This is a genomic window from Streptomyces sp. NPDC052225 (assembly GCF_040679615.1).
In the GTDB taxonomy this organism is placed as follows: domain Bacteria; phylum Actinomycetota; class Actinomycetes; order Streptomycetales; family Streptomycetaceae; genus Streptomyces.
Genome location: NZ_JBFAVD010000025.1, coordinates 18,369 through 32,971, shown reverse-complemented (window position 1 = coordinate 32,971; position 14,603 = coordinate 18,369). Strand labels below are relative to the sequence as shown.

Here is a 14,603-nt window from a genome sequence, read left to right as displayed (position 1 = left end):
ATGGGATCGTGGAGGGGTGACCGGTCAGGAGAAGCGGCAGGACCTCGACGATCTCGTGCGGCTGCGGCGGGCCCGCGACCGCATGGACCGCGAGTACGCCGAACCGCTCGACGTACCCGCCCTCGCGCGGGACGCCCTGATGTCACCGGGCCACTTCCACCGCAGCTTCCGCGCCGCGTACGGCGAGACCCCGTACGCGTATCTGATGACGCGCCGCATCGAGCGCGCGAAGGCGTTGCTGCGCCGCGGCGACCTGTCGGTGACGGAGGTCTGTTTCGCGGTCGGCTGTACGTCCCTGGGGTCGTTCAGTTCGCGTTTCACCGAACTCGTCGGGGAGAGCCCGAGCGCCTACCGGGCCCGCGACCACGCCGACGGGGCGCCGATCCCCGCGTGCATCGCGAAAATCCATACGCGGCCGGTCAGGAACTGAGAAGCGCGGGGTGCCGCCCGCCCGTAGCGTGGGCGGCATGGACATCAACCTTTCCACATGCTTCATCGCCGTCGACGACCACGACAAGGCGCTGGCCTTCTACCGCGACGTGCTCGGCTTCGAGGTCCGCAACGACGTCGGCTTCGAGGGCATGCGCTGGGTGACGGTCGGCTCGCCCGAGCAGCCCGACGTGAACATCGTCCTTGAACCCCCGCTCGCCGACCCGAACGCGTCGGACTCCGACCGCCGGACCATGGCCGAGCTGATGGCGAAGGGCCTGCTGCGGGGCGTCATCTTCACCACGGACGACGTGGACGCCGCGTTCGAGCGGATCAGCGGCGCGGGCGGCGAAGTCCTCCAGGAGCCCATGGACCAGCCCTACGGCGTCCGCGACTGCGCGTTCCGCGACCCGTCGGGCAACATGCTGCGCTTCAACCAGACACTGAAGAAGTAGCCCCCTGCCGACCGCGGGGCGGCACCCCTACGGCACCTTGCCGACCCAGTGCAGCCCCGCGTAGTCGAACCCGGGCACCACCTCGAGATCGACCTTGCCGAGCCCGCCGCGTGGGACGTCGAAGGCGAACTCGGCGGTGCCGGACGATCCAGGCGACACGCTGCCGCTGATGCCGCTGCCCAAGGTCCCGTCGAAGATCTCCTCGCAGGAATCGCCGTCGTCACCCGCCTTCACATAGACCGACATGAGACTCGCCTGGAACGGTTCATCGGTGCCGTTGTGCACCTTGATCCGCCACTTCACCCCTTGGTGACCGGCCTCATGACCCACCGCGTACGCGGTGGGCGTGAACTTCGCCGGTTTGGAGACGGTGGCGGACAGACCGTCCTTCCACCGCATCGTGTCTCCCCAGGCACCCGGCTCGTCCGACGCCGCTGACAGGCCCGCGCCCGTGGCGAGGAGGCCTGCGCTCATCACGGCGACAGCCGAGAGGCGGGCCGCTGCGGTTACGCGTGTGCCGTTCATAGATCCATGGTCCGCCCGCCGACCGGCCCGGTCGACCGGAGCGGCCTCGGCAACGGGCCCCGCCCCGCGCGGCTCGGCTCGGCTCTGACGGTTTCCTGCGCGCAACGCGCTCGAAACACCCCCTCCCTACGGTCACCCACACACCGGTCATGGCTGCAACGGCCGGTGTGCGCGGGGCGGTCCTCGGTGTCCGGCGCTAACCAGCCGTCTTCCGCCGAGCTTTCAGGGAGGAACGATGGCTGTCGTCACGCATGCCGTCGCGCCCGCGCCGGACCCGCACCCGGTCGACGTACGCCCGCCGCTGCGCCGCCTGGTGCCGCTGAGTCTGCAACACCTGCTCGTCGCCTACGCCGGCATGGCCACCATGCCGCTGCTCGTGGGCACCGCGCTGCATCTGCCCGAGGACCGCATCCGGCTGCTGATCATCGCGAACCTGCTGGTGAGCGGGCTTGCGACGGTGCTTCAGTCGATGGGGTTCAAGTGGTTCGGGGCGCGGCTTCCGATCGTCATGGGGTCGACGTTCACCGCGATCACGCCCGCGATCCTGATCGGCGCGGAGCACGGGCTCGCCGCCGTGTTCGGGGCGACGATCGTCTCCGGCCTGGTGACGGTGGCGGTCGCGCCGTGGTTCGGGCGATGGCTGCACCTGTTCCCGCCGCTGGTGACGGGGACCGTGATCGCCGTGATCGGGTTCTCGCTCGTGCCGTCGGCGGCCGGCCTCGTGACCGGCGGGGAGGGCGGCAGCGGCGGGCGCGGGCTCGCACTGGCAGCGGCGACGGTGCTGCTCGTCGTGCTCGTGGAGCGTCTCGCGCCGCCCGCGATCGCCCGTTTCTCGGTGCTCGTGGCGATGGCCGTGGGCACCGTACTCGCCCTGCCCCTGGGCCTGTTCGACGGCTCGGGGGTCACGGAGGCGAAGGCGGTGACGGCGCCGGACCCGACCGCGTTCGGGGCGCCCACGTTCGTCGTCCCGGCGATCGTCGCGATGCTCGTCGTGCAGTTGGTGAACATGGTGGAGTCGGTGGGCGACACCCTCGCCGTCGGACAGATCGTCGGCCGGGGCGACGATGCGCCGACCGTCGTACGGGCGCTGCGCGCGGACGGCGCGGCGACCGTAGTGTCCGGGGCGCTCGCCTCGTTCCCCATCGTGACGTTCGGGCAGTCGGTCGGCCTGGTCAGTGTGACGCGGGTGCGCAGCCGCCATGTCGTGGCCCTGTCCGGGGTGTTGATGGTCGTCCTCGCCTTCGTGCCGGTGCTCGGCGCGGCCGTCGCCGCGGTGCCGGGTCCGGTGCTCGGCGGGGTGTCCCTGGTGATGTTCGGGATGGTCGGCGCGGTCGGCCTGCGGATCCTGGCCCGCGCGGATCTCACCGACGCCCGCAACCTGCTGACCGTCGCGCTCGCCTTCGGGCTCGGCATGATCCCGGTCGGCGCGCCGGACTTCTACGCGCCGCTGCCCTCCTACGCGCGCACGGTCCTGGACAGCGGCATCGCCGTCACCGGCATCGTCGCGTTCTCCCTGAACCTGCTGTTCCACCACACGGCGCCGCGCCGCGCACGAGAGGACGTGGTCGCATGACCGTCGACACGATCACCGATGTCACCGTCTACAGCGACGGCGTGTGGCGCGAGGGAGTGGACGTCCATCTGGCCGGCGGGCGCGTCGGCGCTCTGGTACCGCACGGTGAACTCCCTTACGGAGAGCAGGTGGTGGACGGTTCCGGCGGGCATCTCACTCCCGGGCTCGTCAACACGCACACCCATCTCTTCCAGGCGGGCCTGCGCGGCATCGGCGAAGGGCTGCCGCTGCTCGCGTGGCTGAGCGCCGTCGGCGACGAGGCGGCGCTGCTCACCCCCGAGCGCGCGTACGCGACGGCGGCGGCCGCCGCGGCGGAGGCGCTGCGCAGCGGCACCACCACGCTCGTCGAGCACATGTGGCCGCACCCCTCGACCGAGGTGCACGACGCGGTGCTGCGGGCGCTGCGCGACAGCGGTGTACGCGCGGTCCTCGCCCGGGGGGTCGCCGACCGGGCCGACGGCAGCCGACGGTGGGGGTTCGACCCGCGCCTGATGCAGCCGGTCGACGAGGCCCTCTCCCACACCGACGACCTGATCGCCGCCGCGCACGGCAGCCGGGTCTCCCTGGGCCTCGCCGTGCCGAACCCGCGCTGCCTGACCCCGGCGGGCATGGCGCAGGTGCGCGCGTACGCCGACGAACGCGAACTCCCCGTATCCCTGCACCTGTTGGAGACGGCGACGGACGACACCATGTGCCGCGAGCACGCCGGGGTGGGCGCGGTCGCGTATCTGGAGCAGGCCGGGTTCCTGTGGGAGCGGCTGCTCGCCGTGCACTGCGTCGAGCTGGACGCGGCGGGGCAGGCCACGCTCGCCCGGCACGGCGTCGGCGTCTCCTACAACCCGCTCAGCAACATGCGGCTCGGCAGCGGCATCGCCCCGGTGCCGCAGATGCTGGCGGCGGGGCTCCGGGTCGGGCTCGGGGTCGACGGCGCCGCCAGCAACGACACGCAGGACATCCTGGAGGCGCTGCGCATCGGCGCGTACCTCCAGCGGGCGGCGCACCGCAAGGCCGACCTGTTCGGCTTCCCTGAGATGTTCGCGCTCGCCGCGAACGGCGCCAACCGGGTGCTCGGCCTGGAGGAACGCCCGGCCGGCGTCCAGGTCGGCATGCAGGCGGACCTGGTCCTGCACCGCTTCGAGCGGGACTACGCGGTGCTTCCGGTACGGGATCCGGGGGCGACGCTGCTGACGTGCGCGGGCAGCCGGACGGTCGCGGCGGTCATGGTCGGCGGGGAGGTCCTGGTGCGCGACGGCGAGCATGTGCGCCTGCCCTCGAAGGAGTTGGCGGCCGGCCTCGGCTTTACGGCCGCGTAACACGGTGATCCCCGGCGGTAACACACGCCGGGCAGGCTGAGCGCATCGCGTGCGGGTCCCGGTGGTCTCCGGGGCCCGCGCCAGCCCACGGCGCCGGGCCCGCAGGAGGGTCCGCCGTGACCGTGCCCGCGGACCTCTGAGCGTCCGCGGTGGGGATCGCAGGGGCGGTGACTGCATCCCACAGGACCCACGAGGCGCTTCGAGGAGCGACAGCCGCGATGACCGACACCACGTACGAACTGGCCGAGCTGGACAAGGAGACCCGCATGGGCGGGGCCGGGACGGAGACCTCCGCCCGGGAGATCCGCCGGATCGACCTCACCGACTTCGAGCACCGAACCGCCGAGATCACCGAGGAGCTGTGGGCGGCCGCGACCGACATCGGCTTCTTCCAGCTGGTGAACCACGGCATCGAACTCCCCTTCGTGGACGGGGCGTTCGCGGACGCGGCCCGCTTCTTCGCGCTGCCGGAGGAGACCAAGGCGCGGCACGCCCTCAAGAAGGGCCTCAACTCGGGCTGGGAGTCCATGACCCAGGTCCGCCCCTCGGTCGGCACGCCGGACCAGAAGGAGTCGTACCAGGTCACCCGGCCGCACATGGGCGGCCTGTGGCCGGACGACGTGCTGCCCGGCTTCCGTGAGCGCACCCTCGCCTTCGAGGCGCGCTGCCGGGACCTCGCGATGCGCGTACTGGACTGCTTCGCAACGAAGCTGGGCATGGAGCAGGGGTTCTTCGCGGCCGCCCACGACCCGGCGCGCCCCGAGTACCAGTCGACGCTGCGGATGCTGCACTACTTCGCGGTGCCGGACGACGCGGTGATCCCCGCGGACGTCTGGCGGGCCGGCGCGCACACCGACTTCGACTGTCTGACGCTGCTGTTCCAGCGCGACGGGCAGGGCGGGTTGCAGGTGTGCCCGGGCAAGGAGGCCGAGGCGCAGGAGTGGACGCCGGTGGAGCCGGCCGATGCCGTCATCACCTGCAACATCGGGGACATGCTGACGCGGTGGAGCGACGACCGGCTGCCGTCGAACTTCCACCGGGTGAAGTCGCCGGGCCCGCAGGACGACCGCTCGGCCCGCTACAGCATCGCCTTCTTCGCCCAGGCCGACCGTGACGCGGTGATCGAGGGGCCGCAACGCCGCTATCCGCCGATCACGGCGGCCGAGTACATCCGGCAGCGGATCGCGGCCAACTTCGCCCGCTAGGCGGGCCCCTTGGTCCGGGTCAGTCTCCGTGGTCCTCGGCCACGACCCGGATCGTCCGCAGTGACGTGTCCGCCGTGTCCGGGATGTTCATGCCCGCCGCGATCCCGGTGCGCAGGTACTCCACCACGGGTTCGTTGATCCGTTCTCCCGGGAGGACCGCCGGGATGCCCGGCGGGTACGGGGTGGCCATCTCCGCCGCGATCCGGCCCGGCGCCTGTTCGAGGGGGATCTGCGCCACGGGGCCGAAGTAGGCGTCGCGGGGCAACAGGGCTTGTTCCAGGCGGAGTTCGGAGGGCTTGGGGACGGCCACCGTGGGGGCGTCGCGCAGTTCGTCGCGGTGGGCGGCGACGTCCCGCAGGCCGTCGACGAGGGCGGCCGCCGTCGCCGCGGAGTCGGCGTAGGTGAGCTGGGCGGCGACCCTGCGGTGGTCGGCGATGTGCACGTCGAGGGAGCGGCGTGCACGGAGCCAGTCGGCGACGCGGTAGCCGGTGGTGCCGAGGTCGCTGACGTCGATGGTGATCGGCAGCGGGTCGAGGGCCGCGGCCCGCCCGGGGCCGGTGAGTTCCTCGGTGCCGTACACGCTCAGGCCGGGGATCTTCTCGATCGCCTTGCGGGTGTCGTACGCCAACCGCAGGGCGTCGTCGAGGAGTTGGTGACCGTTGAGCTTCATCTGGCGGCGCCAGCCGTCGAGTCCGGCGTAGATGAGGACGGACGGGCTGGTGGTGCCGAGCAGGTCGGCGCGGGAGGTGAGGGTCGCCGGGTCGATGAGGTCGCCGCGCAGATGGAACACCGAGCCCTGTTCCAGGCCGCTGCCCATCTTGTGGATGCTGGTCACGCAGACGTCGGCGCCCGCGTCCATCGCCCAGGCCGGCAGGTCGGGGTGGAACGGCAGGTGGGCGCCCCACGCCTCGTCGACGATGAGCGGGAGGCCGCGCGCGTGGCAGACGTCGGCGAGGGCGGCGAGATCGGCGGCGGTGCCGTACGGCGTCGGGCTGGTGACCAGCGCGCCGCGCGCCCGGGGATGCCGCTCGAAGGCCTCCTCGTACGCCTCCGCGGACGGCGGGTGCGCGAGGCCGCGCTCGGCGTCCCACTGCGGGTCGACCCAGACGGGGTCGATGCCGCACAGGATCAGACCGCTGACGACGGACTTGTGGGCGTCGCGGCCGATGAGGAGCTGCTGATGAGGTCCGGCGACGGCCAGCATCGCGGCCTTCACGGACAGCGAGCTGCCGCACGTGGTGAAGAACGTGTGGTCGGCGTGGACCGCGTCGGCCATCAGCTCCTCGGCGCGCTCCAGGATGTGCCCGCGGGTGCGGCGGTCGTCGAGGCCGCCGGAGGCGAGGACGTCGGAGTGGAAGACGGCGTCCCCCAGCACCCTTCTGGCCTGTTCGTCGGCGCCCCTGGCCTGTTTGTGGCCGGGCGGCGTGAAGGCGAGGCGGCCGTGCGAGCGGTAGGAGTCCAGGGCTTCGAGAACGGGGGCGGCGGTGTGATCCATGCCGGGCGAGTACCGGCGTCGGGCCTGTTCATGCCCCCTGTCCCGTGGGCGTCACGGGCGGTCCGTCGTCACTCCGTGCGCCGTACCCGGCGGTGGCTGGCGTCGCACCACGGGTAGCGGCGGCTGCGGCGGCAGGTGCAGACGGCGACGAGGAAGCGGTCGGAGGTCACGGTGGTGCCGTCGTCGAGGGTGATCTCCACGGGGCCCTCCACGAGGAGGGGCCCGTTGTCGCGTCGGGCCGTGATGCGTGTGGCGCCGCGGTCAGGTCGCTCCGGGGCCGCCGGTGCGTCCGGCTCAGTCGGTTCGTTCGGCACGGATGACCACCAGCCCTTCCCTCGTCTGCTCCGGGGCGAGCAGCTGCTGTTCCAGGAGCCATGCGTGGCGTCCGGTGAGCACGGGCCCGAACGGGACCCAGCGGCGCCGCACCAGCGAGGCGTGCAGGCCGTGCCCCCGGAGCAGGTCGAGGGTGCGGTCGGGGGCGCTCAGCGCCGAGTGCACGAGGAGCAGCGTGCCGCCGGGGCGCAGCAGGTCCGGGGCGCCGTGGCAGATCCGGTCGAGGACGAGACGTCCGTCGCGGCCCGCGTCCCAGGCGCGGGCCGGTCCGCGGTGCGGGAGGCGGGCCGAGGGGGCGGGCACGTAGGGCGGGTTGGCGAGGACGAGGTCGAAGGTGCGGCCCGCGACGGGGGTGAACAGGTCGCCGCGCAGGACGCGCAGCGGCAGCCGGGACAGGCGGGCGTTCAGGCGGGCGGTGAGCACGGCCCGCCAGGAGATGTCGACGGCGGTGACGCGCGCGCCCCGTTCGGCGGCGGCGAGTGCGACCGCGCCGGACCCGGTCCCGATGTCGAGCACGTCGGCGCCGGCCAGCGACGGTTCGCGGTCCAGTTCGGCGGCGAGCAGGTGCGTGTCGTGCTGCGGGGCGTAGACGCCGGGCAGGGTGAGCAGCGGAGTGGTCATGTCGCGTCTCCCGTGAGGTCCCCCGTCCGCAGGGACGACTCCCCCGCGTCCCAGGCCGCCCGCAGCCGCTCTGCGAACCGGTCCTCCAGCCAGCCCGTGGCGTCGGCGCCGAACGCGACGTCGCCGTCGAGGGCGGGTTCCTGGTCGAGGAGGCCGTCGACGACCTCGTGCCGCACGACCTGTTCGTGCACGGCGTCGGCCTCCACGTGTTCGTCGTAGAAGAAGACGGCCCGCTCACCCGCCCCCACGCGGCGCAGCGCCTGCGCAAGCCGCCGCGAACCCGGGGACGAGGTGATCTCGACGGCGGCGAAGTGCCCGACGAGCGCGCCGCGCAGCGAGCGGTGCAGGCCGAACAGGGACATCAGGTTGACCAGGGCGAGCGCCTCGGCCGAGCCGGCGTCCAGGTAGTGGCCATAGGTGGTGTCGAGGTCCAGGTCGGCCATGAGGTCGGCGAAGAGGCGGGCGTGCACCCGGTCGGCGCGTCCGCCGCCGAACTCGTCGAACTCGATGGCGGCCATCCCCGCCTTGGCCCGGCCGCGCAGTCGCGGCAGCACCCAGGCGTGCGGGTCGGCTTCCTTGAGGTGGTAGAGCGAGCGGTGGGCGGCGTACTCGCGCAGCTGCCACAGCTCCCCGCGATCGCGCAGGAAGTGGCTGATGCCGTCGCCGTCCGCCGGTTCCGCCAGCAGCTCGTCGAGGGCGTCGCGGGCGTGGGCGTGGCGGGTGGCGCGGGTGCGCAGCTCTCGCAGGAACGGCCACTCCAGCTCGCCTCGTACGCGGAGGATCTCCGGGTCCCATTCGCGTTCGGCGGGGACGTCGGCGAAGCCGCGGTAGTGGAGTTCGTAGCAGACGTACAGAGCGAGCTGGACGTCGTCGCCGAAGGGGTCGGCGCAGGAGATCGTGGCCGGCTCGGGCAGGGGGTGGGCCGCGTCCCGCAGTGCGGCGACGACGGCCGCGGAGATCGGCCCCCGCGCGGTCGGCAGGGCCGGTTCCCGCTCCTTCGTGGCCGCGGCCGCGGCCTGGTCGATACGCATGGCCGCCGAGTACCCGGCTCCGCCCGCACCACTCCCGACCTGCACTGTTTCAACCGCGGGCGGTCGGGGAACCCGGCTCGGTCACGATCATCGCCGGTCGTGGACCCATGAACCCAGGACCCTGTAAGCCATCAGCCCCGTCGACCCGGGAGGCCCGCATCATGCCGCGTATCCGGGGGCTCGCGGCCCCGGTCCAGGAGATACGGGACATCGCCCGTTCCGCGCGCCGCGCCGTCACGCGAGCCGGGCCGGAACGGGCCACGGCCGTACAGGCCCTCAAGGCGGCGGGCGCGGCTCTCCTCGCGTGGGCGCTGGCCGGCTGGTGGTGGGAGGCGCCCATGGCGCTGCTCGCGCCGTGGACCGCGGTGGTGCTCGTGCAGACCACGGTGTACCGCTCGGTACGGTCGGCGGTGCAGCAGTTCGTGGTCGTCGCGGCCGCCACCCTGGTCGCGGCGGCGTCGGCGGCGCTGACCGGGAACCTGATGGGAGCCCTCGCCATCGCGCTGCCGGTCACGGTGCTGCTCGGCTCGTACGGGCGCTTCGGCGACCAGGGCTGGTACGCGCCGACGGCCGCCCTGTTCGTCCTCGCCTACGGCAGTTACGCGCCCGTGGAGATCCTGCACCGGCTCCTGGAGACGCTGCTCGGCGCGGTCGTCGGCGTCCTCGTGAACGCGTTCGTGCTGCCCCCGGTGCACACCGCCGACGTGTCCCGGCTGCGCGCGCGGGCGCCCGCCGACTGCGCGGAGCTGTTGCGGGACGTCGCGGACGGGATCGACGCCGGGTACGGGGCGGCGGACGCGGAGGAGTGGCACGCGCGGGCGCTGCGGCTCGGCTCGACGGTGGCCGAGTTGCGCGCGGCCCGGCGGCGCGCCGAGGAAGGGCTGCGGTTCAACCCGGGCCGCCGCCTGCGCCGCCGGCCGCCTGCCCCGCCGCCGGGCGACCTCGCCTGGGCGCGGGTCGCCGACCATCTGGCGACGGCGCTGCGCTCGCTCGCCGAGAGCGCTTCGGAGCGCTCCCCCTTCGCGGCTCCGACGGACCGGTCGCTCGCGGCCCTGGCCTCGCTGCTGCGGTCGGCCGGACGGGCCTGCGCGGCCGACGCGGACCGCAGCGGCGGCGGCGCGCGGGACGCCGAGGACCCCGGGGCCACCGAGCAGGCGGTGCAGGCGCTCGACGAGGCCCGCGAGGCGGCCCGCACGCTCGCGGCACTGCTCAGCGACCCCGATCACGGTCCCTCGGCCGCGCTCGGCGAGCTGACGGCGGCGACCACCCGCCTGCTCGACGACCTGGCGACGGCCACGGATCACGCCGCGGCCGGTTCCGGATCCTTGTACGAGGCATCGGGCGCATCCCCGTAAAAGACGCGTGAGCAGCACGTTCGGGGGGACCCGGCGGACATGAGCGAGAACGTATACGCCACCGACTCGTACTGGATCGAGTCCGCGCCCGGCCGCCGCCACCCGCCGCTGGAGCGGGACGTGAGCGTCGACGTCGCCGTCATCGGCGCGGGCATCGCCGGGCTGAGCACCGCGTGGGAGCTGACCCGCGCGGGGCTGAGCGTGGCGGTCCTGGAAGCGGGACGGATCGCCGAGGGCGTCACCGGCCACACGTCGGCCAAGCTGTCCGTGCTGCACACGCTCGTCTACGACACACTGCGGCGCACCCGGGGCGCGGAGGCCGCCCGCCTGTACGCCCGCTCGCAGACCGAGGCGGTCGAGCACGCCTGGGAGATCTCCGAACTCCTCGGCGTGGACTGCGAGTTGGAGCGCGCCGACGCCTATACGTACGCGACCGGCGACCGCTACCTGTCCGCCGTGCGGGCCGAGGCCGAGGCGGCGCGCGACGCCGGGCTCGCGGCGTCGTTCGTCACCTCGACCGGCCTGCCCTTCGAGGTCTCGGGGGCGGTGCGGGTCACCGGGCAGGCGCAGTTCCATCCGCGCAAGTACCTGCTCGGGCTCGCCGACGACCTGCACGCGCGCGGCGCCCTGCTGCACGAAGAGACCAGGGTCACGGACCTCGATGAGGAGGACGGCGCGTGCCGGGTGACGACCGAGGACGGGGCCGTGGTGAGCGCCCGAGACGTGGTCGTCGCCACGCACTACCCCGTCTTCGACCGGGCCCTGCTGTTCGCGCGGCTCGCACCCCGCCGTGAGCTGGTGGTGGCGGCGCCGATCGACGCGGACCGCGATCCGCACGGCATGTACCTCACGCCCGAGGACCGCACACGGTCGGTGCGCACCGCCCCGTACAAGGACGGGCAGCGGCTGCTCATCGCCACCGGGGAGAAGTTCACGCCCGGCACCGGTGACACGCAGCGCCGCTTCGAGCGGCTCACCGGCTGGGTCGAGAAGCACTTCCCCGGCGCCGAGCCGCGCTACCGCTGGGCGACGCAGGACGCGTTCCCCTCCGACACGGTGCCGCTCGTCGGACCCCTGCACCCGGGAGCCCGGCACACGTACGTCGCCACCGGGTTCGGCGGCTGGGGTCTGAGCGGCGGCATCGTGGCGGGCTCGCTGCTCACCGCGCTCATCACGGGCCGCGAGAAGCCCGCCTGGGCGGAGCTGTACGACCCGCGCCGGGTGCGGCCGCTGCTGCGCGAGGCGCCGAGCCTGCTCAAGCAACAGGCCGATGTCGCCGCCCACTTCGTCGGCGACCGGCTGCGGTCCCCGGACGTCGACTCCGCCGACCGGCTGCCCCCGGACACCGGGGCGGTGCTGCGCACGCCGGAGGGGCGCACCGCCGTGTACCGCGACGGCGACGGCAAGCTGCACGCCGTGTCCGCGCGCTGCACCCACCTGGGCTGCCTGGTCGCGTTCAACGCGGCGGAGCGGGCCTGGGAGTGCCCGTGCCACGGCTCCCGGTTCGACCCGGACGGCCGGGTCATCGAGGGTCCCGCCGTCCGCCCGCTCCAGCAGCGCGACATCTGAACCACGCTCAACCCCCCACCCGCAACCCGTACTTGAGGGAGCGTCATGACTCACGAGAAGCGTCAGCACGACAGCGCAACCGGCACGGGCTCAGGCACAGGCGCCGGGGCGGACTCGGCCCGGACAGCGACGGAGAGCGTCCTGGAGGAGTTCGAGGAGTCCCAGACGGACCCGCGCCACCGTGCGGAGAAGGACCGCCGGCGCGGGGAGAGCGGCGACGCCGTCACGCCCAACGAGGAGGCGCAGGAGCAGGCCCATGGCGAGTGACACGGACGATCCCGGGCGCCCCGACGCGCCGGACAACACCACCGCACCGGGCACCGCCGCCGAGCCGGACACCTCCGCCGAGCCCGACGACCCGACCGATCTGCCCGCGCGCTCCTGGCTCGCGGTGCTGCGCCGCACCGGCAAGGAGTTCCTCGACGACGACCTGCCCGACCGCGCCGCGGCCCTCACCTACTACGGCGTCCTGTCGCTGTTCCCGGCGCTGCTCGTCCTGGTCTCGCTGCTCGGCGTCGCCGGGGAGACGGCGACGCACAAGGTCCTGGACAACCTCAGGCAGCTCACGCCGGGCCCGGTCCGTGACCTGCTCGACGACTCGGTGCGGCAGTTGCAGGACAGCGGCGGCACCAGCGGGGTCGTCGCGGCGGTGAGCCTGGTGGCGGCCGTGTGGTCGGCGTCGGGGTACGTCGCCGCGTTCATCCGCACCGCGAACGCCGTGTACGACACCCCGGAGGGGCGGCCGGTGTGGAAACTGACGCCGCTGCGGCTCGCGTTGACCGTCACGCTGATGGTGCTGCTCGCGGTGAGCGCGACGATCGTCGTGTTCACCGGGCCGCTGGCGGAGCGGGCCGGTGACGCGATCGGGGTGGGCGACGCGGCGGTCACGACGTGGAACATCGCGAAGTGGCCGGTGCTCCTCATCCTGGTCGTCCTGATGGTGGCGCTGCTGTTCTGGCGCGCCCCCAACGTCCGTGGCCCCGGCTTCCGTTGGCTGAGCCCCGGCAGTCTGCTCGCGGTCCTGCTCTGGCTGGTCGCGTCGGGCGGTTTCGCGCTCTACGTCGCCAACTTCGCCTCGTACAACAAGACGTACGGCGCACTCGCGGGCGTCATCATCTTCCTGATCTGGCTGTGGCTGTCGAACCTCGCGATCCTGCTGGGCCTGGAGTTCGACGCCGAGCTGGCCCGCCAGCGCGCCATCAGCGGTGGTCTCCCCGAGGGCGAGGAGCCCTACGTGGAACCCCGCGACACCCGCAAGTGGCCGCCGGGCCTGCGCCGCCGTCAGGGCCTGGCCGAACCCGGCGAGTAGCCGGCCGCCACGTGTGCCCAGGTCGCGGCTGGGTACCCAGCCGCGACCGACCACCGACCCCTCCCCCTCTGGAGCCGTCCGTGAGCAATCGCCCCCAGAACGTCTTCGTGCTCGGCCTCGACGAGGCCAACCTGCCGACGCTGCGCGCAGCGGCCGGCGCCCGCGACCTGGTCTTCCACCAGCTCCTCACGATCGAGGAGTTGCAGGAGGGCGAGGTGCGCGTGCCCGAACTGCTCGACCGGGCGCGCGCCGTGCTCGACGCCTTCGAGGAGCCCGTGGACGCGATCGTCGGATACTGGGACTTCCCGGTGAGCACGATGGTGGCGATCCTCGCGAAGGAGTACGGCACGCCGGCCACGAGCCTGGAGTCGGTCGTCAAGTGCGAGCACAAGTACTGGAGTCGGCTTGTCCAGGAAGAGGTCGTCACCGAGCATCCGCGGTTCGGCCGCGTCGATCTGGACGCCGACGACCCGCGCCCGCCGGAGGGCCTGCGCTTCCCGATGTGGCTCAAGCCCGCCCTGTCGTACTCCTCCGAACTCGCCTACGGAGTCGAGGACATGGCGGAGTTCCGGACGGCCGTCGAGGAGATCGGCAAGGGCATCCACCGGGTCGGCCGCCCCTTCGAGTACATCCTCGAACAGCTCGACCTGCCCCCGGAGATGGACGGCGTCGGCGGCCAGGTGTGCCTCGCGGAGGAGACGCTCAACGGCGTACAGGTCGCCGTCGAGGGATACGTCCACGACGGCGAGGCGACGGTGTACGGCGTCCTCGACTCGATCAACTACCCGGATTCCACCAGCTTTCTGCGCCACCAGTACCCCTCGGCACTGCCCGAGCAGGTGCAGCAGCGGCTGCGGGACGTGGCCGGGCGGGTGATGACGCACCTGGGCTGGTCGGAGGCGACGTTCAGCATCGAGTTCTTCCACGACCCGGCCACCGACACCACCGCGATCCTGGAGATCAACCCGCGCCACTCCCAGTCGCACGCCGAGCTGTTCGAGTACGTCGACGGCGTGCCCAACCACCACTGCATGCTCGCCCTCGCCCTCGGCGACGACCCGACACTGCCGCACCGGCAGGGCAAGTACGCGCTCGCCGCCAAGTGGTACTACCGCTGGTTCACCGACGGCGTCGTGCACGAGGTGCCGCCGCCGCACGAGATCGCCCGGATCGAGCGGGAGATCCCCGGCGTGCGCATCGACGTCGTCCCGCACGAGGCGCAGCGGCTGTCCGACATCGGCCAACAGGACAGCTACAGCTACGAGGTGGCGCACATCTTCACCGGCGGCGACAGCGAGGAGGAGCTGCGCGAGAAGTACGACCGCTGCGTCGCCGCGCTGCGCCTCGGCTTCGACACCCCGGACGAACCGAACAACCCTTCTTGAGAGCG

15 protein-coding genes are annotated in these 14,603 nt (G+C 73.0%); 10 read left to right on the top strand and 5 right to left on the bottom strand.

The genetic code is table 11. The features are described from left to right. Positions 1-82: 82 nt before the first annotated feature. Positions 83-430, top strand: a complete 348-nt coding sequence (locus AB0L37_RS29860) for a helix-turn-helix transcriptional regulator (protein WP_365512347.1) — start codon at positions 83-85, stop codon at positions 428-430. A 37-nt stretch (positions 431-467) separates the two neighbouring features. Next, positions 468-884, top strand: a complete 417-nt coding sequence (locus AB0L37_RS29855; protein ID WP_365512120.1) for a VOC family protein — start codon at positions 468-470, stop codon at positions 882-884. Positions 885-911: 27 nt separating this feature from the next. Here AB0L37_RS29855 and AB0L37_RS29850 read toward each other — a convergent pair whose 3' ends face one another. After that, positions 912-1,409: a hypothetical protein gene (locus tag AB0L37_RS29850; protein WP_365512117.1), complete on the bottom strand. Its 498-nt coding sequence runs from the start codon at positions 1,407-1,409 to the stop codon at positions 912-914. 235 nt (positions 1,410-1,644) lie between these two features. Between AB0L37_RS29850 and AB0L37_RS29845 the strand changes: the two genes are divergently transcribed. From AB0L37_RS29845 to AB0L37_RS29835, 3 genes are all read left to right on the top strand, one after another. Beyond that, a complete protein-coding gene (locus tag AB0L37_RS29845) occupies positions 1,645-2,982 on the top strand; it encodes a nucleobase:cation symporter-2 family protein (protein WP_365512114.1) in 1,338 nt (445 codons plus the stop codon). After that, positions 2,979-4,295: an amidohydrolase family protein gene (locus AB0L37_RS29840; RefSeq protein WP_365512111.1), complete on the top strand. Its 1,317-nt coding sequence runs from the start codon at positions 2,979-2,981 to the stop codon at positions 4,293-4,295. The genes AB0L37_RS29845 and AB0L37_RS29840 overlap by 4 nt, the downstream gene beginning before the upstream one ends. Positions 4,296-4,513: 218 nt before the next feature. Beyond that, positions 4,514-5,500 carry a 2OG-Fe(II) oxygenase family protein gene (locus tag AB0L37_RS29835; protein ID WP_365512108.1) on the top strand — a complete coding sequence of 329 codons (987 nt, stop codon included), beginning with the start codon at positions 4,514-4,516 and terminating at the stop codon, positions 5,498-5,500. Positions 5,501-5,519: 19 nt separating this feature from the next. On the opposite strand, the gene AB0L37_RS29830 is transcribed toward AB0L37_RS29835, so the two are convergent. The 4 genes from AB0L37_RS29830 to AB0L37_RS29815 all read right to left on the bottom strand — a co-directional run bounded on the left by AB0L37_RS29830 (position 5,520) and on the right by AB0L37_RS29815 (position 8,980). Next, positions 5,520-6,995 (bottom strand): aminotransferase class I/II-fold pyridoxal phosphate-dependent enzyme, encoded by a 1,476-nt coding sequence (locus tag AB0L37_RS29830; protein WP_365512105.1) that lies wholly within the window; start codon positions 6,993-6,995, stop codon positions 5,520-5,522. A 68-nt stretch (positions 6,996-7,063) separates the two neighbouring features. Next, positions 7,064-7,309, bottom strand: coding sequence for a CDGSH iron-sulfur domain-containing protein (locus tag AB0L37_RS29825; protein ID WP_365512102.1), 246 nt, complete (start codon positions 7,307-7,309; stop codon positions 7,064-7,066). Further along, positions 7,290-7,949: a HemK2/MTQ2 family protein methyltransferase gene (locus AB0L37_RS29820; protein WP_365512099.1), complete on the bottom strand. Its 660-nt coding sequence runs from the start codon at positions 7,947-7,949 to the stop codon at positions 7,290-7,292. Before AB0L37_RS29820 ends, AB0L37_RS29825 begins: the two co-directional genes overlap by 20 nt. Next, complete coding sequence (locus tag AB0L37_RS29815) at positions 7,946-8,980, bottom strand: iron-containing redox enzyme family protein (RefSeq protein WP_365512096.1); 1,035 nt, start codon at positions 8,978-8,980, stop codon at positions 7,946-7,948. Before AB0L37_RS29815 ends, AB0L37_RS29820 begins: the two co-directional genes overlap by 4 nt. Positions 8,981-9,141: 161 nt before the next feature. On the opposite strand from AB0L37_RS29815, the gene AB0L37_RS29810 reads away from it, so the two are divergent. The 5 genes from AB0L37_RS29810 to AB0L37_RS29790 all read left to right on the top strand — a co-directional run bounded on the left by AB0L37_RS29810 (position 9,142) and on the right by AB0L37_RS29790 (position 14,598). Continuing rightward, entirely contained in the window at positions 9,142-10,335 is a 1,194-nt protein-coding gene (locus tag AB0L37_RS29810; RefSeq protein WP_365512093.1) for an aromatic acid exporter family protein, read from the top strand. 39 nt (positions 10,336-10,374) lie between these two features. Then, a complete protein-coding gene (locus AB0L37_RS29805) occupies positions 10,375-11,904 on the top strand; it encodes an FAD-dependent oxidoreductase (RefSeq protein ID WP_365512090.1) in 1,530 nt (509 codons plus the stop codon). 45 nt (positions 11,905-11,949) lie between these two features. Continuing rightward, positions 11,950-12,171, top strand: coding sequence for a hypothetical protein (locus AB0L37_RS29800; protein WP_365512087.1), 222 nt, complete (start codon positions 11,950-11,952; stop codon positions 12,169-12,171). Then, on the top strand, positions 12,161-13,213 hold the full coding sequence (locus AB0L37_RS29795) for a YihY/virulence factor BrkB family protein (protein ID WP_365512084.1): 1,053 nt from the start codon (positions 12,161-12,163) through the stop codon (positions 13,211-13,213). Before AB0L37_RS29800 ends, AB0L37_RS29795 begins: the two co-directional genes overlap by 11 nt. A gap of 80 nt (positions 13,214-13,293) precedes the next feature. Beyond that, positions 13,294-14,598, top strand: a complete 1,305-nt coding sequence (locus AB0L37_RS29790; RefSeq protein ID WP_365512082.1) for an ATP-grasp domain-containing protein — start codon at positions 13,294-13,296, stop codon at positions 14,596-14,598. Positions 14,599-14,603: the final 5 nt, after the last annotated feature.

Bases quoted from the DNA above. Each gene is read 5' to 3' on its own strand.
- AB0L37_RS29835 (WP_365512108.1), top strand. From the start codon at position 4,514: ATGACCGACACCACGTACGAACTGGCCGAGCTGGACAAGGAGACCCGC.
- AB0L37_RS29845 (WP_365512114.1), top strand. From the start codon at position 1,645: ATGGCTGTCGTCACGCATGCCGTCGCGCCCGCGCCGGACCCGCACCCG.
- AB0L37_RS29840 (WP_365512111.1), top strand. From the start codon at position 2,979: ATGACCGTCGACACGATCACCGATGTCACCGTCTACAGCGACGGCGTG.
- AB0L37_RS29860 (WP_365512347.1), top strand. From the start codon at position 83: ATGGACCGCGAGTACGCCGAACCGCTCGACGTACCCGCCCTCGCGCGG.
- AB0L37_RS29805 (WP_365512090.1), top strand. From the start codon at position 10,375: ATGAGCGAGAACGTATACGCCACCGACTCGTACTGGATCGAGTCCGCG.
- AB0L37_RS29850 (WP_365512117.1), bottom strand. From the start codon at position 1,409: ATGAACGGCACACGCGTAACCGCAGCGGCCCGCCTCTCGGCTGTCGCC.
- AB0L37_RS29820 (WP_365512099.1), bottom strand. From the start codon at position 7,949: ATGACCACTCCGCTGCTCACCCTGCCCGGCGTCTACGCCCCGCAGCAC.
- AB0L37_RS29810 (WP_365512093.1), top strand. From the start codon at position 9,142: ATGCCGCGTATCCGGGGGCTCGCGGCCCCGGTCCAGGAGATACGGGAC.
- AB0L37_RS29855 (WP_365512120.1), top strand. From the start codon at position 468: ATGGACATCAACCTTTCCACATGCTTCATCGCCGTCGACGACCACGAC.
- AB0L37_RS29795 (WP_365512084.1), top strand. From the start codon at position 12,161: ATGGCGAGTGACACGGACGATCCCGGGCGCCCCGACGCGCCGGACAAC.
- AB0L37_RS29800 (WP_365512087.1), top strand. From the start codon at position 11,950: ATGACTCACGAGAAGCGTCAGCACGACAGCGCAACCGGCACGGGCTCA.
- AB0L37_RS29830 (WP_365512105.1), bottom strand. From the start codon at position 6,995: ATGGATCACACCGCCGCCCCCGTTCTCGAAGCCCTGGACTCCTACCGC.
- AB0L37_RS29815 (WP_365512096.1), bottom strand. From the start codon at position 8,980: ATGCGTATCGACCAGGCCGCGGCCGCGGCCACGAAGGAGCGGGAACCG.